Source organism: Candidatus Babeliales bacterium (assembly GCA_019749895.1).
In the GTDB taxonomy this organism is placed as follows: Bacteria; Babelota; Babeliae; order Babelales; family RVW-14; genus AaIE-18.
Genome location: JAIEPG010000002.1, coordinates 157,804 through 172,714, shown reverse-complemented (window position 1 = coordinate 172,714; position 14,911 = coordinate 157,804). Strand labels below are relative to the sequence as shown.

General features: G+C 39.2%; 9 protein-coding genes and 1 tRNA gene. 1 reads left to right on the top strand and 9 read right to left on the bottom strand.

Annotated elements, in window-relative coordinates:
• The first annotated feature begins 16 nt into the window (after nt 1–16).
• A complete protein-coding gene (locus tag K2W90_01805) occupies nt 17–1,054 on the top strand; it encodes a rod shape-determining protein (protein ID MBY0353075.1) in 1,038 nt (345 codons plus the stop codon).
• A gap of 4 nt (nt 1,055–1,058) precedes the next feature.
• Here K2W90_01805 and K2W90_01800 read toward each other — a convergent pair whose 3' ends face one another.
• The 9 genes from K2W90_01800 to rpoB form a co-directional block, all read right to left on the bottom strand.
• On the bottom strand, nt 1,059–1,322 hold the full coding sequence (locus K2W90_01800; protein ID MBY0353074.1) for a hypothetical protein: 264 nt from the start codon (nt 1,320–1,322) through the stop codon (nt 1,059–1,061).
• Nucleotides 1,323–1,327: 5 nt separating this feature from the next.
• The gene (locus K2W90_01795) at nt 1,328–2,131 is read right to left on the bottom strand and encodes a hypothetical protein (protein ID MBY0353073.1); all 804 of its coding nucleotides are present in this window, start codon (nt 2,129–2,131) and stop codon (nt 1,328–1,330) included.
• 163 nt (nt 2,132–2,294) lie between these two features.
• The gene (locus K2W90_01790; protein ID MBY0353072.1) at nt 2,295–2,828 is read right to left on the bottom strand and encodes a hypothetical protein; all 534 of its coding nucleotides are present in this window, start codon (nt 2,826–2,828) and stop codon (nt 2,295–2,297) included.
• Nucleotides 2,809–3,681, bottom strand: a complete 873-nt coding sequence (rph, locus tag K2W90_01785; protein MBY0353071.1) for a ribonuclease PH — start codon at nt 3,679–3,681, stop codon at nt 2,809–2,811. The genes K2W90_01790 and rph overlap by 20 nt, the downstream gene beginning before the upstream one ends.
• 42 nt (nt 3,682–3,723) lie before the next feature.
• Complete coding sequence (gene pnp, locus K2W90_01780; GenBank protein ID MBY0353070.1) at nt 3,724–5,814, bottom strand: polyribonucleotide nucleotidyltransferase; 2,091 nt, start codon at nt 5,812–5,814, stop codon at nt 3,724–3,726.
• A 65-nt stretch (nt 5,815–5,879) separates the two neighbouring features.
• Nucleotides 5,880–6,146 (bottom strand): 30S ribosomal protein S15, encoded by a 267-nt coding sequence (gene rpsO, locus K2W90_01775; GenBank protein ID MBY0353069.1) that lies wholly within the window; start codon nt 6,144–6,146, stop codon nt 5,880–5,882.
• 121 nt (nt 6,147–6,267) lie between these two features.
• Nucleotides 6,268–6,343, bottom strand: a tRNA-Val gene (locus K2W90_01770).
• Between the two features lie 10 nt (nt 6,344–6,353).
• Complete coding sequence (gene rpoC / locus K2W90_01765; protein MBY0353068.1) at nt 6,354–10,478, bottom strand: DNA-directed RNA polymerase subunit beta'; 4,125 nt, start codon at nt 10,476–10,478, stop codon at nt 6,354–6,356.
• Nucleotides 10,471–14,793, bottom strand: a complete 4,323-nt coding sequence (gene rpoB / locus K2W90_01760; GenBank protein MBY0353067.1) for a DNA-directed RNA polymerase subunit beta — start codon at nt 14,791–14,793, stop codon at nt 10,471–10,473. The genes rpoC and rpoB overlap by 8 nt, the downstream gene beginning before the upstream one ends.
• Between the last annotated feature and the right edge of the window lie 118 nt (nt 14,794–14,911).

Sequence of the window (14,911 nt, the reverse complement as noted above, 5' to 3'; positions counted from 1 at the left end):
GAGGTAAGGATACATAATGAAATATTGGCCAGCTAGAAAGCTTTTTAGCTTTTTTTCCAATGATATGGCAATCGATCTTGGAACAGCAAATACCGTGATTTATGTTAAAGATCAAGGCATTGTTCTTGATCAGCCCTCAGTAGTGGCTATTAAATCTTCAACAAATGAAGTACTTGCGGCTGGCAATAAAGCAAAATTAATGCTTGGTAAAACACCAGAAAGTATTATTGCAAGTAGACCCATGCGTGATGGTGTAATTGCAAATTTTGAATTGACCGAAAGTATGTTGCGCTATTTTATTCGCGAAGTGCACAATAATCGCAAAACGCTCGTACGTCCACGCATGATTATTGGTGTTCCTTCTGGTATTACGCAAGTTGAAAAACGTGCGGTAGAAGATTCTGCCAAGCAAGCAGGAGCTCGTGAAGTGTATACTATTATGGAGCCAATGGCTGCGGCAATCGGGGCGGGGCTTCCTGTTGGTGAACCAACGGGCAATATGATTGTAGATATTGGCGGTGGAACAACAGAAGTTGCTATTATTTCGCTTAAAGACATTGTCTATTGCAAGTCAGTGCGTGTTGGTGGCGATGAAATGGACCGCGCAATTGTGCAGTATGTGAAGCGCAAGTACAATTTATTGATTGGCGAAAAAACCGCAGAAGATATCAAAATAAAAATTGGTACCGCTATTTTGTCAGATGAATCTCAGCAAATGGAAATTAAGGGTCGCGATTTGATAACCGGCGTTCCAAAAACATTAACGCTCACCGATGCTGAAGTTTTTGAGTCATTGACTGAGCCTATTTCAGTTATCATTGATGCAGTTCGTTCAGCTCTTGAAAACACACCGCCAGAACTTTCGTCAGATTTGGTTGATCGTGGTATTGTAATGTCTGGTGGTGGTTCATTATTGAAAAAGCTGGATGTTCTTGTTTCCAAAGAAACTGGTTTGCCGGTGCGCGTTGCTGAAGATCCACTCTTGTGTGTGGTGCTTGGTGCAGGCAAAGTGCTTGATGAACTCAACTTCTTTAAAGATGCGTTAATGAAATAATCACTTAAAAAGTTAATTTTTCAGGATTATTTTTATTGGTGACAATACTGAGCGTATCTATTTTTCTATATAAAGTACTTCTGCTAATACCCAGCATTTTTGAAGCGAGTAAATAATTATTATTCGTTTCTCGTAAAACTTGCTCAATGACGTAACGTTCTGTTTCGTTCATAATGAGTGGGTGAATGTTGCCAGCACCATCTTTTCCAATGCCAACAATCATGCGTTTTATTTCTCGTTTTAAAAGATCGTACAATGATAGCGCCATAAAATCTACATCCCCTTTTGTTGTGTATACTTCAAAAAATGATTCAAATAAAATTGGTCGAGCAAGCAAAATGTCGATCCTGTTTTTAATGCGTAGTCGATAGTATACAATTGTTCATGCAATTCGGATAGATCTTGAAGTTTAAAATTTTTCCAATATCGATTCATGAATGAATAGGGAAGGCGGTAGCCCATCTTTTTTGCTTGAACAAAGTCATTTTTTTGTAGAAATTTTTTAGTATGATATGCGCGCCACACTTGTTCAGACCAATATGATAGCCAAAATATTTCTGGATATTCTTGACTGACCTTACTCCAGACAGAAAAAAATGCTGATGCGTTTCCTGAAAAAAAATATTCTGAAAGTTGTGCAAATGCAGGTTGTGTTTCAAGTGATTTTTCAAGATAGGTAAATAATTGGTCCAGTAATTGAACGCTTACAAGATCAAGCATATTCAAAATGTTGCAACAGGTGTCGAGTGGTAACGATGGCGTTCGAGCAAATATTTTTTTGAGCAAAGCCATTTTTTTTTCAGGAATATTTTTCCCATAAAAAGATAACAGTAGTTGAAGATCTGTGTAATCAATAGTACTAGGTATCGCAATTAAGGTGCATGGGTATGTAGAAATATTCGTTTCAAGATCAACAAAAAAGCTGATACTGTTTGGCCCTCTGTACAGGCAAAAAAATTCGATTAAGTTCTTTTTTGTCTTTTCAGGTAATGTGTTAATGCTATCGCCGAACCAATAAAACGAATTTATGCCAAGCATATTTTGCGCTAACATAACTTGGATTTTTTTTTCATCCAAAACTGTTGCCCATGTTTTTGCTAAATTCGCTGGTAAGCAGTTAGTTTTACTTAATTGAGCAAAAAGTGTTCTGAAAAAAAAGTATGGGTAGACAGATCCTTGAAAACAGTAACTTTTGTTTTGTTGCCAAAAATCGTGAGTAAGGGCTTGTTTGAGAAAATTTTTAAAATCCATCTTTTTTCAGAAATCGCCTGAAGTAGCGTTCAATTTTTGGCGCTGCTTGGTTCATTAATTGTTTGTATTCAAATGTTAAAAAACTACTGTTAATAATAGGATTTCTTGCCTTAGATATCAAGGTCGAAAAATGAAATGTTTTTTGTGCAATAAGCTCTTGTGTAAAATTATAGAGCGAACAAGCTAGTTCAAGCCGAACTGTTGTGTGAAAAAGTAAGACATCAGGAGAGACAAATTTTCTTAAGGAAGATAAATCTTTGACTTCAATATGCAACGAATAACCGTTTTGGGCTTGGGTAACCAGTGTATGGCCAACCCGTGCGCAATGGTCGCTCATAGACTGATAAATAAGTGTCGATATATCACGAAAAGTGAATTTACTGAGTGGTACTGGAATAAAGAGTGGAACGTGTGAATTTTGCGAAATTTGTTGCTTGGGAAAGCATGCTGCTAAAAAAATAGTACCACACAAAATTAAAACTCTACTTAAAGTTTTACTGTTACTATTTTTGGACATGAGCATTGATTCTGCCTGCAATGCTAAAAGGGTTTACGCGAGCGGAATGAGAAACAGTTGCTTTGTTTTCAAGATCAGAATGACTTGTTATTGGCAGCATATCCTGTTGTTGTGCAACAAGAGCTGGTGTGATACTTGCTGTTGTTAGAAAGAGATTACTAATGCCGTTGATTGCCATTTCTTTGAGTTGCTCAAAGCTTTGCCAATCAACGGGATTTGTTTCAGCGGTCCCTTGTAGCTCAATAAGCTTGCCAGATTGTGTCATAACGACATTGAAATCTGCTTGTGCTTGTGAGTCTTCTCTATAATTTAAATCGATCATGGGCTCGTTTTGTACCATTCCAACGGATATTGCTGCAATAGATTCTTTGACCAATCCATCGCGAGTAACACCACGTTCTCGCCAGCGCTTAGCAGCCAAGTTAAGCGCTAAGCTTGCTGCCGTAATACTTGCCACGCGAGTTCCGCCATCAGCTTGTAATACGTCACAATCAACGGTGATCGTTTTGTCCGGAATGAAATCAAGATCAAGAATAGTTCGTAAACAGCGGCCAATTAAGCGTGAAATTTCGACATTTCGAGAATTTCTCTTACCTGCCATAATTTCGCGTTGAGCGCGTTGTTGCGTTGAACAAGGCAGCATAGCGTATTCTGCGTTTAACCAGCCAGTTTTTTGGCCTTTCAAAAAGCGAGGAACGCCGTCTTGCAGTGTTACTGAGACGAGAATTTTTGTTTTTCCGAGTTCGAATAAAATGGAAGCATCTGCGAAACCGATTATGTCGTAGTAGGCCCTGATAGGTCTTACCTGATGAACGCTTCGTCCATCAATACGTTCAACACGCTGCTTTGCCGATTCCATGATGCTTCCATTTAAAAAGATTAAGTACAAAAACTAAGTAGTTTATTTTTCAAGTTCTGGTGCAATCAAACGAATGCGTCCAGTTTCTTTGTCAAAATGAATCACTTTAACTTTGATAATGTCATTTATTTTGTACATACGCTCAAGGTCGCGTTGTTTGTCGCGAGCTATTGAAGAAATATGCACGAGGCCTTCTTTGCCAGGTACCAGCTCGACAAAGATACCAAAATCAACAACACGACGAACTATACCATCGTAGCAACTTCCTGGTTCAATATCTCCAACAATGGTTTTAATCCAGTTGCCAGCTTCTTTTGCAGCAGCTTCATCTTTGGAGAAAATTTTAACAGTGCCATCGTCATCGATATCAATTTGTGTTTTTGTCTTGGCAATAATTTCTTTAATAACTTTGCCACTGGGCCCAATGATCGCACCAATTTTATCTTGTGGAACCTTGAATGAGAAAATGCGTGGCGCAAGACTGGAAATTTCCTCACGCGGTTTTTCAAGAACCTCTGCCATTTTATTCAAAATGTGCAAACGAGCTGTGCGTGCTTGTTCAAGAGCCTTGAGCAAAAGATCGCGAGATAAGCCGACTTTATCCTTGATATCAAGCTGGAAAGCCATAATACCTTTAGTGGTGCCAGTTACCTTAAAGTCCATTAAGCCAAGAGCATCTTCTGTGCCAAGAATGTCTGTCAAAACGTGATAACCGCCTTGAGAGTCTTTTACAAGACCCATAGCAATACCACCAACCATTTGACTGATTGGTACCCCTGCATCCATAAGGGCCATACTTGTTGCACAGACTGTTGCCATTGACGAGGAGCCGTTGCATTCTAAAATATCAACAACTGAACGAATGGTGTAAGGAAAAGCTTCTTCAGTTGGCAAAACATTGCGGAATGATGCTTCTGCTAAAAATCCATGTCCAATTTCTCGACGACCTACGCCGCGAATTGGTCGGACTTCACCAACAGAAAATGGTGGGAAGTTGTAGTGAAGCATGAATGAGCGTTCTTGTGTTGCCCCAAAAAGTGAGTCAACCTTTTGAGCATCTTGCGAGGTGCCCAGGGTCACGCTTGATAATGCTTGTGTTTCACCGCGCATAAAAATAGAAGAACCATGTACGCATGGCAAAAGGCTTGTTTCAACAGAAATAGGCCTTACTTGATCAAGTTTTCTGCCGTCAATACGCGTTTGCTGTTTTCCAATCATATCGGAAAGAAGAACCTTGGCGCGATTTTCAAAGAGATGACTTACAATATCTTCAGAAATAGTGCCAGCTTCAATGTCGGCTGCAAAGTTTTGAACAACTTTTTCTTTAAGTGCGTCCATAGCAAGACTGCGTTCTTTTTTTGTTTCAGCAAAAACGCTTGTCATATCTTGTTCGACAACAAAACCGTCAACTTTTGCTTGCAAAGCATCCCAGTCAAAAGTACTTGAAAGCTCAAGTTTTTGCTTGCCGATTTCTTTTTGAATTTCAAGCTGCCAGTCTACCTGTGCTTTAATTTTTTCATGCGCTAAAAACAAAACATCTATTAATTCTTTTTCAGACAAATCGTTACAGTTTCCTTCGACCATAGAAATACCGGTCTTGGTTCCTGCAACAATGATGTTGGTGTCTGATTTTTCTATTTCTTCGTGGCTGAGATTAAATTTCCATTCACCGTTAACGCGGCCAATTTGTACACCGCCCACAGGCCCTAAGAATGGAATCTCAGAGATAGTTAACGCAATTGATGAACCGATTAAGGCAAGCATGCTTGCAGGGAACGATCCGTCTGAAGAATAGACTGTTGAAAGGAGCTGTACTTCATCGAAGTAATAGCTTGGAAACAGCGGACGAATTGGACGATCAATAATGCGTGAAATAAGCACTTCGTGATCAGACAATCGACCTTCTCGTTTTAAGTAGCCGCCAGGGATTTTACCTGCAGCAGAAAGTCTTTCGCGATATTCAACAGTTAACGGAAAAAAGCCCGCAAAATCTTTTGTTGCACGAGCTGCAACGGCAGTGGAAAGCACGACGTTGTTGCCAATTTTAACCCAGGCAGCACCATGAGCTTGTCGGGCAAACTTACCAATTTCAACTTCAATACCCAACTCAGGTAGGCTGAATTTCATGTGCATTATAATCGTACCTCTCAGTAAAAAGAAAAGACTTTAGATAATAGTAGCATGAAAGAATTAACGATTTAGCTCAATTCTTTCATGGATTGAGAAATAGTGCTGTAGCTCTTAAAGTCAGTTCTTTCCAAATACTTGAGAAACGCTTTGCGACGTCCAAGCATACACAGAAGTCCTCTGCGGGAATGATTGTCTTTAGGAAACTTTTGCAAATGTTCTGAAAGTTGGCTAATTCGCTTAGAGATAAGCGCTATTTGCACTTCACATGAACCAGTGTCATTTGCTGATTTAGCAAACTTTGCAATGATGTTGCTTTTTTCCTCTTTATTTAACATTCGAGAACCTCAAATTTAAAACTATTTTTGATTACAAATAGTCAATTTAACTTCTAAAAATACACAAATCTATAATATCGTTTATTTCTATTTTAATCAAGAACAACTTCTCTTGTCTAAATGGTAGGCACGAGCGGAGTCGAACCGCTGACCTCTGCTACGTCAAAGCAATGCTCTACCAACTGAGCTACGTGCCTACAAACCTATTTAGCTAAGAGAAATTTCATCAAGGCCAATTTCAAGTCTTTCTTCTTCTCGTGCTTGTCGTTCAAGGTCAGAAATCTCTTCCCCAATATGCTGAAGCCTAAAGGAAGGGACTCCTGTTCCTGCCGGAATAAGTTTACCAATTTGTATGTTTTCTTTCAATCCGTAAAGATAGTCAATTTGTCCAGCTAACGATGCTTCAGTCAATACGTGTGTTGTATTTTGGAACGATGCTGCTGACAAGAAGCTTTCTGTTCCCAAAGATGCTTTAGTAATACCCATTAAAATAGGCTTTGTTGTAGCAATCTTTTTACCTGCTTGAGCAATAAGCTTGTTAACTGCTTGAAGATGGTTTTTATCAACACGATCGCCAACAACAAAGTTAGTGTCGCCAGCATCTATGATACGAACTTTGCGAAGCATTTGCTTAACAATCAACTCAATATGCTTATCGTTAATCTCAATACCTTGTAAGGTGTAAATTTCTTGCACTTCTTTTACAAGATATTTTTGTACTTCGTCTGGTCCTAAAATTCTCAAAATATCATGAACGTTGAGAACACCAGAACAGAGTGGGTCACCAGCTTTAATAGCTTCGTTGTCTTCAACGAGAAGTTGTTTGTTTCTTGGAATACTATATTCGAAAACTTCGCCTTCTTCAGTGGTTACGGTAACGCGACGTTGGCCTCTATGAAGACCACCGAATCTAACAATACCATCTACTTCACTGATAATTGCGGTATCTTTTGGAATACGTGCTTCAAACAATTCTGCAATACGTGGCAAGCCACCGGTAATATCCTTAGTTCTTGTTTCTTCACGAGGTAGCTTTGCAAGTGCATCACCAGGAAGTACCATTGCATTTGGCTTAACAATTAATATAGCGCCGGTTGGAAGATAATAACGAGCTTCTTCACCGCCTTCTTTGTCAAATACCACAACGCATGGTTGGCGTTTTTCATCACGACGTTCAAGAATAATCTTAAGAGACATCCCTGTTGTTTCGTCGAACCGTTCCTGATAAGTAACGTTTTCAATCAAGTCAATAAACTGAGCGCAACCAGCCTTTTCAGACATAATTACTTTATGAGGTTCCCATTCAGCAATTTTTTCGCCAGCTTTAATCGTTGCATTGTCGTTAACAAAGATAAGAGAACCGTATTCTAGTTTGTATTCTTCTAGTTCGCGACCATCTTCTTGTATGATAACAACTTTTGATTTACGATTCATTACTGTCCACAAACCATCACGATTTTTTACTGCGTGAACATCGCGATAAGCAACTTTACCGTCAAAACGAGCCTTGTAGTGGTATTGTTCTACCAGACCGCTTGCTGTACCCCCGATGTGGAAAGTTCTCATGGTAAGCTGTGTACCTGGTTCACCAATTGACTGTGCAGCAAGAATACCTACAGCTGTACCGATATCAACCAATCTTTGGGTTGAAAGATCCATACCATAGCACTTAGCACACATGCCACGTTTTGCTTGACACGTTAATGCTGATCGAACATTTATTTTGTTCACAGCTGAATCGTTGATTTGTTCAACAATGCTTTCAGTAAGTAATGAGTCTTGGGTTGCGATTAGTTTTCCGGTGAATGGATCCTTTATATCTTCTGCAGCAATACGACCATATGCTCGTTTGCCAATAGATTCTATAATTTCACCTGATTCAGCAATATCACATAAGCCAATATAACCAAGAGTTTGACAATCTGCCTGAGTAATTACCATATCTTGTGCAACGTCAACAAGTCGACGAGTTAAATAACCAGAGTCAGCTGTTTTAAGAGCTGTATCTGCCAAACCTTTACGAGCCCCGTGTGTTGATACGAAGTATTCAAATACACTTAAGCCTTCTTTAAAGTTTGCCAAAACCGGTGTTTCCATAATTTCACCAGATGGTCGAGCCATTAGTCCTCGCATACCGGCCAGCTGTTGAATTTGTTGTTTAGAACCACGAGCTCCTGAATCAAGCATCAAAAAGACTGAGTTGAAAGGCTTATTGTTTTTGTCGGTGTTAGTAGCTGCTGCACGATCTTCTTTCTCAAGAACATTTAACATTTTGTTAGCTACGTCTTCAGTGGCACGCGCCCAAATTTGAATAATTTTATTGAGACGTTCACCGTTGGTAATAATACCGTCAACATAAAGTTGCTCAGCTTTTTCTACTTGTTTTTTGCTGTCGTTAAGGATGCTTTGTTTTTCATCAGGAATAATTAAGTTATCAATAGACAATGAAACGCCGCCAAATGTAGCATACGAAAAACCAAGTTTTTTAATTTTATCTAATGTCTTAACTGTTGCATGGCTACCAAAATACTTATGGAGCGAAGCAACCAATGTTCCAAGATCTTTTTTCTTAACTGCTTTATTTACCCAGTTGAAGTCAGATCCTTCAGGAAGTGCTTCGTATACAATAACGCGACCAACCGTTGTTTCAACAAGAATGTTGTTTTTTAAACGTACTTTAATTGGTGCATGAATACTGACTTGTTCATGTTGGTAAGCGTAAATAACCTCATGAATACTTGAGAAAACTAAGCCTTCACCAGATACATTTTTGCGTCCTTTGGTCATGTAGTACAGGCCAAGTACCATGTCTTTGGTTGGTGTAGAAAGTGGGCGTCCGTTTGCAGGGGAAAGCAAGTTGTTAACAGAAAGCATAAGATTAACTGCCTCTGTTCGAGCTTTTTTGCTCAACGGTACGTGCACTGCCATTTGGTCACCGTCAAAGTCGGCGTTAAATGCTGCGCAAACGAGTGGATGAATCTTAATAGATTTACCTTCTACTAAAATTGGATAGAAGGCTTGAATACCCAAACGATGCAATGTTGGAGCACGGTTTAATAGTACTGCGCGGTCTTTAACAACTTCTTCCAATGCTTCCCAGACTTCAGCAGTCATTTCTTCAACCATGCGTTTTGCAACGCGTAAGTTTGTAGCGAGTTCTCGCTTTTGCAACTCAACATAAACATAAGGTTTAAAGAGTTCAAGTGCCATTAATTTTGGTAATCCGCATTGATGCATTTCAAGTTCTGGTTCTACCACAATAACAGAACGACCTGAATAGTCTACGCGCTTACCGAGCAAGTTTTGACGGAATCGACCTTGCTTACCACGAAGCATTTCGCTTAATGATTTAAGAGGGCGACGGTTTGAACCTCTTACTGGTTGGCCTCTACGACCGTTGTCTATCAACGCATCAACTGATTCTTGAAGCATACGTTTTTCGTTTTTGATAATAACGTCTGGAGCTTCAAGTTCAATAAGTCTTCTGAGACGAATGTTTCTATTTAAAACACGTCGATAAAGATCGTTCAAGTCTGAGCTGGCAAAGCGTCCGCCTTCAAGAGGAACAAGAGGACGTAAATCTGGTGGAATTACTGGCAGCACCTCAAAACAAACCCATTCTGGACGAATAGTTGCTTGAAGCATGCTGTAAAGAACTTTGTAACGTTTTGCAAGTCTATGCTTAACGGCAATCGATGTTGTTTTTTTATATTCTTCTTCTATTTTTCTGACTTCAAAGTTCAGGTCAATGCCGGTGAGCAGTGTTCTGATTGCTTCTGCGCCCATACCTGCATTAAAGGTGATATCTTCGGCATGTGAACTGACATATTCTTCATATTCTTGGCTGTTGAGCAGCGTTTTTTGAGGATATGGAGAGTTACCTTGATTGATAACTATGTAACTATCAAAATAGATAATACGTTCAAGGTCACGAACAGTCATGCCTATAATCAAGCTTAAATAGCTTGGAATACCCTTTAAAAACCAAATATGGCAAACAGGAGAAACAAGATTGATATGTCCCATCCGTTCACGACGTACACGTGATTGAATAACTTCAACACCACATTTTTCACAGGTAACACCACGATGTTTCATGCGCTTATATTTACCGCAATTACATTCCCAGTCTTTTACTGGACCAAAAATGCGAGCGCAAAATAAACCATCACGTTCAGGTTTAAGCGTACGATAGTTAATGGTTTCAATCTTTTTTACTTCACCATACGAAAGAGAGCGAATCTTTTCTGGTGAAGCAATGCCTATTCTGATCGCATTAAACTGTGTTGTATTGATGTATTCACGAAATCGTTCAAGCATTCTATTATTCACCGACTTGCTCCTTACTTGTCTTAAACAGATCTACCTGCAAGCCTAAGCTTTGCAACTCTTTAACCAAGACATTAAATGATTCAGGTATACCTGGATCTGGCACTTCTTCACCGCGAACAATTGCTTCATATGCCTTGATACGACCATTTACATCGTCTGACTTAATGGTAAACATTTCTTGCAAGGTGTATGCAGCGCCATATGCAAAGAGTGCCCACACTTCCATTTCCCCAAGACGTTGACCACCAAATTGCGCCTTACCACCAAGTGGCTGTTGCGTAATGAGCGAGTACGGCCCAACAGAGCGAGCGTGAAGTTTGTCGTCCGCCAAGTGATTCAATTTCATCATATAAATGTAGCCAACGGTTATAGGTTGATCAAACGAGTTGCCTGTAAGACCATCAAATAACGTGTAGGTACCATCAATAGGCAAGCCTATCTCTTTTAACAATGGCTGAATTTCAGTTTTATAATCCGCGCCTTCAAATACAGGTGTTTTTGTTGCAAAACCAAGCGTAGTTGTTTGATTAATAAGATCCTGTATTCCTTGTTCACCGTATGTTTTTTCAATATTATCAATAACATCTTTGCTATAAAGCTGACATAGTTGATTTTTTATTTCTTTTTCACTGAGTTCATTAAGTTTTGCAGCAAAGTCTTTACCAATTTTTTTGCCAGCCATACCCAGGATAGTTTCTAAGATTTGCCCAATGTTCATACGACCAGGAACACCAAGTGGGTTAAGAACGATATCAACAGGAGTACCATCATGCATGTATGGCATATCTTCGATATTAACAATGCGTGACACAACCCCTTTGTTTCCGTGTCGTCCTGCCATTTTGTCACCAACTGATAGGCGGCGTTTTTTAGCAACGTACACTTTAATCATTTTAATAACGCCAGAAGGAAGATCGTCACCCTTTCTCAAACGAGCTACGTGTTCTTCTTTCAATGCAGTTAAAACACGAATTTGGTTGTTGAGAATTTCTTTATAGCGCTTGATGTCAGCATTAATTTCTTTACTTGCTGTTTCAAACTCAACAAGAGTTTCTGGTTCCAATGTTTCTAAAATAGCCTTGGTTGCAGCTTTGCTCAATTCTTTAATCTTGCTGTTTTTTATTACTTGGCCATCAAGAAGTTTAACAAGTTGTTCTTTAATTTGTTGTTGAACAATGCTTGTTTGATACGCAAGATTCTCTTCAATTTTTTGAGATTCTTTTTGCGCAATTTCTTTATAACGCTTGTCTTTTCTAATACCGCTACGAGAGAAAATTTTCACATCGATAACAGTACCTTCAATTCCAGGTGGTACTTTTAATGAAGTATCTCGAACTTCGCGTGATTTTTCGCCAAATATTGCGCGAAGCAATTTTTCTTCTGGAGAAACTTGAACGTCACCTTTTAGCGTAACTTTACCAACTAATATATCCCCTGGTTGAATACGTGTACCAATTTTTACAATACCGTCATCATCCAACGCTTCCAAATCTTTTTCTGAAACATTTGGAATGTCTCGTGTAATTTCTTCAGCACCTAATTTGGTATCACGCGCTTCTGCTACGAATTCTTCAACGTGAACTGATGCAAATACATCGTCACTAACCAAACGCTTACTTACCACAATAGCGTCTTCAAAGTTGTAACCATGCCATGGCATAAATGCCACAAGAATGTTACTACCCAAAGAAAGATCACCATTGTTGGTTGCTGGGCCGTTAGTGAGAATATCATCTCGTTCAATACGCTCCCCTACTTTGACGATTGGCGTATGATGAATCCATGTATTATGACTTGATCGTGCAAATTTCTTAAGGTTATAAACGTCGATAGACTTGAGCAACCAGTTATTTTCATTAAGATTTTTTTTGTCCAAGTTGATAATAATCTTATCGGCAGAAACGTAAGAAACTACACCAGAATTTTTAGCTCGTAAAACTACACCTTCGCTGGAACCAATTTCTCGTTCCATACCAGTTCCCACAAGCGGTGGTTGGCATCTGATAAGAGGTACTGCTTGGCGTTGCATGTTTGAACCCATCAATGCACGGTTCGCGTCGTCGTTTTCAAGGAAGGGAATTAATGACGTTGGAACAGAAAATACTTGGCGTGGTGATGCATCGATGTAAGAAACATCTTCTTCGTCAATAGTGACAATATCACCATCTTTTCTTACCAATACTTTTGGTGACTTGAAGCGGTTGTCTTGATCAAGCTCAGTAGCTGCTTGGGCAATTTTTTTGCCTTGCTCTTCAAAAGCATCTAAATAAATAGCTCGGTCTTCAACAATGCCGTCAACTACTTTTCGGTATGGTGTTTCAATAAATCCAAGGTCGTTAACTTTAGCGTAGGTAGCAAGAGATGAAATCAAACCGATGTTTTGACCTTCTGGTGTTTCAATAGGACAGATACGGCCATAATGTGATGTATGAACGTCACGAACTTCAAAAGTAGCGCGTTCGCGAGTAATACCGCCAGGTCCAAGAGCAGAAAGACGACGTTTATGTGCTGTTTCTGCTAGTGGATTTGTTTGGTCCATGAACTGTGAAAGCTGACCAGTTCCAAAGAATTCACGCATTACTGCAGCTAAAGGCTTAACGTTCAAGAAATCATAAGGCATTAATGCTGCATAATTTTCTTGCAAACGGAAGCGTTCTTTTACAATTCGTTCAATACGCGCAAAACCAACATAAAGCTGACTTTGTAATAATTCACCAACAAGACGAATGCAGCGATTACCCAAATGATCGATATCATCAAGTTCGCCTTCTCCACGTTCTTTTAGCCCAATCAAGTACTGCAACGTAGCTATAATATCTTCTTTTGTTAAATGAGAAATTGAACTATCAGTGTCCAAGTTCAATTTTCTGTTGGTACGAATACGGCCAACAATTGTTAAATCATAGAAGCGAGGGTTAAAGAACAAATTGTGAAGATATTCTTCCATAATCTTGAGAGAAGGAACATCTCCAGGCTTAAGTTTATTATAAACATCTTTTAATGCTTCTTCATATGAAGAAACGGTGTCTTGTGCAAAAGTAAGAGCAATTGTTGGTTGTAATACATAGCCTGATGATTGAATAACGCTAATTGAACCATCGCTCAATGTGGAGATGTGATCAATTATTTCTTCATTCAAAATAGTACCATGAGCAACTAAGATTTCTCCGGTGTCGGTGTCAATAATATCTTGTGCTACAATTCTGTTCAACAGGCTGTTTTTTCTAACGATAAGTGTATCAACACCCTCTTTCAAAAGCTTGTCTACATGTGCTTTTGTTAAACGGCGCCCAACTGTAAACTGATTTTCAATTTCTTTTGGCAATGAATCGGCATCTAAGCGTTGACCAATCAATTGAGTATTAACTTTTTTGAAAAATTTACCTTTTTTGATATCAATTGTTTCAAAATCATAAAAGGTTGGAAGGATTGAGCTGCGTTCAACGCCCAATGCTTGCAAGAAAGTAGTGACCAGAATTTTTTTCTTTTTATCAACACGAATATACAAAAGGTCATTGTGATCAAATTCAAAATCGATCCATGAACCTCTGCTTGGAATTATGCGTGCAATGTGACAAGGCTGGCCTCTGAAATCTTTAGACTTTTTACTTAGTGCAAACATTACACCAGGTGCTCGGTGAATCTGACTTACCACAACACGATCTACACCGTTGATGAGGAAGGTTCCATGGCTACCTAGCTTGATACGTTCTTTGTCATCTTCGTATAAGTCGATCATTACCGGAAGGTCGCAAAAGAAGACATCTTGTTCTTTTATATCTCGAACAGTGCGATTTCCTGTTGCATCAACGTCCCAACAAATAAGTTGCATTTTAACTTTGAGCGACATTGAAAAAGTTTTTCCGCTGTAACGACATTCGTCAACGGTGGAGGTGTTTTTTATGGAAACACGAGAGAAACAAACTTTACAATGCGCATAGCGAGCAGCTTCTTTTTTACAAAGAGGACACGTATTGTTTTCTTCCAAACGACTGCAACCACTCTTTTTGCAAGCAGTACAAGACCATTGATAACGATTCTCAAGCCCTGTTAGCGCTCCGCATACACATGCCCACTCACCAAGCTCATAGCTGACATATTCAAGTGAAATACGTTCATTGTGCTCAATAGGAAAAGTATCACGCAAGACCTTTTCAAGTCCAACATTCTTGCGCTCTGCTGGAAGGTAATCGAGTTGAACAAAATCATTGAAAGATTTAGATTGAACTTCTATAAGGTTTGGCAGCGAAACTACTTCTTTAATCTTGCCAAAAGATTTTCTAACAACTTCCTTGTTTCTTCCAAATTGAGACATCCAATTGCTCCTAACCCTAAAAAAGCACTAGCAACTTATCTGAACAAAAACGCCTAATGACGAGAGAATCCCATTTTAAAACAATGTCTTGTTTAAAAATGGGCATTCTCAAAAATGC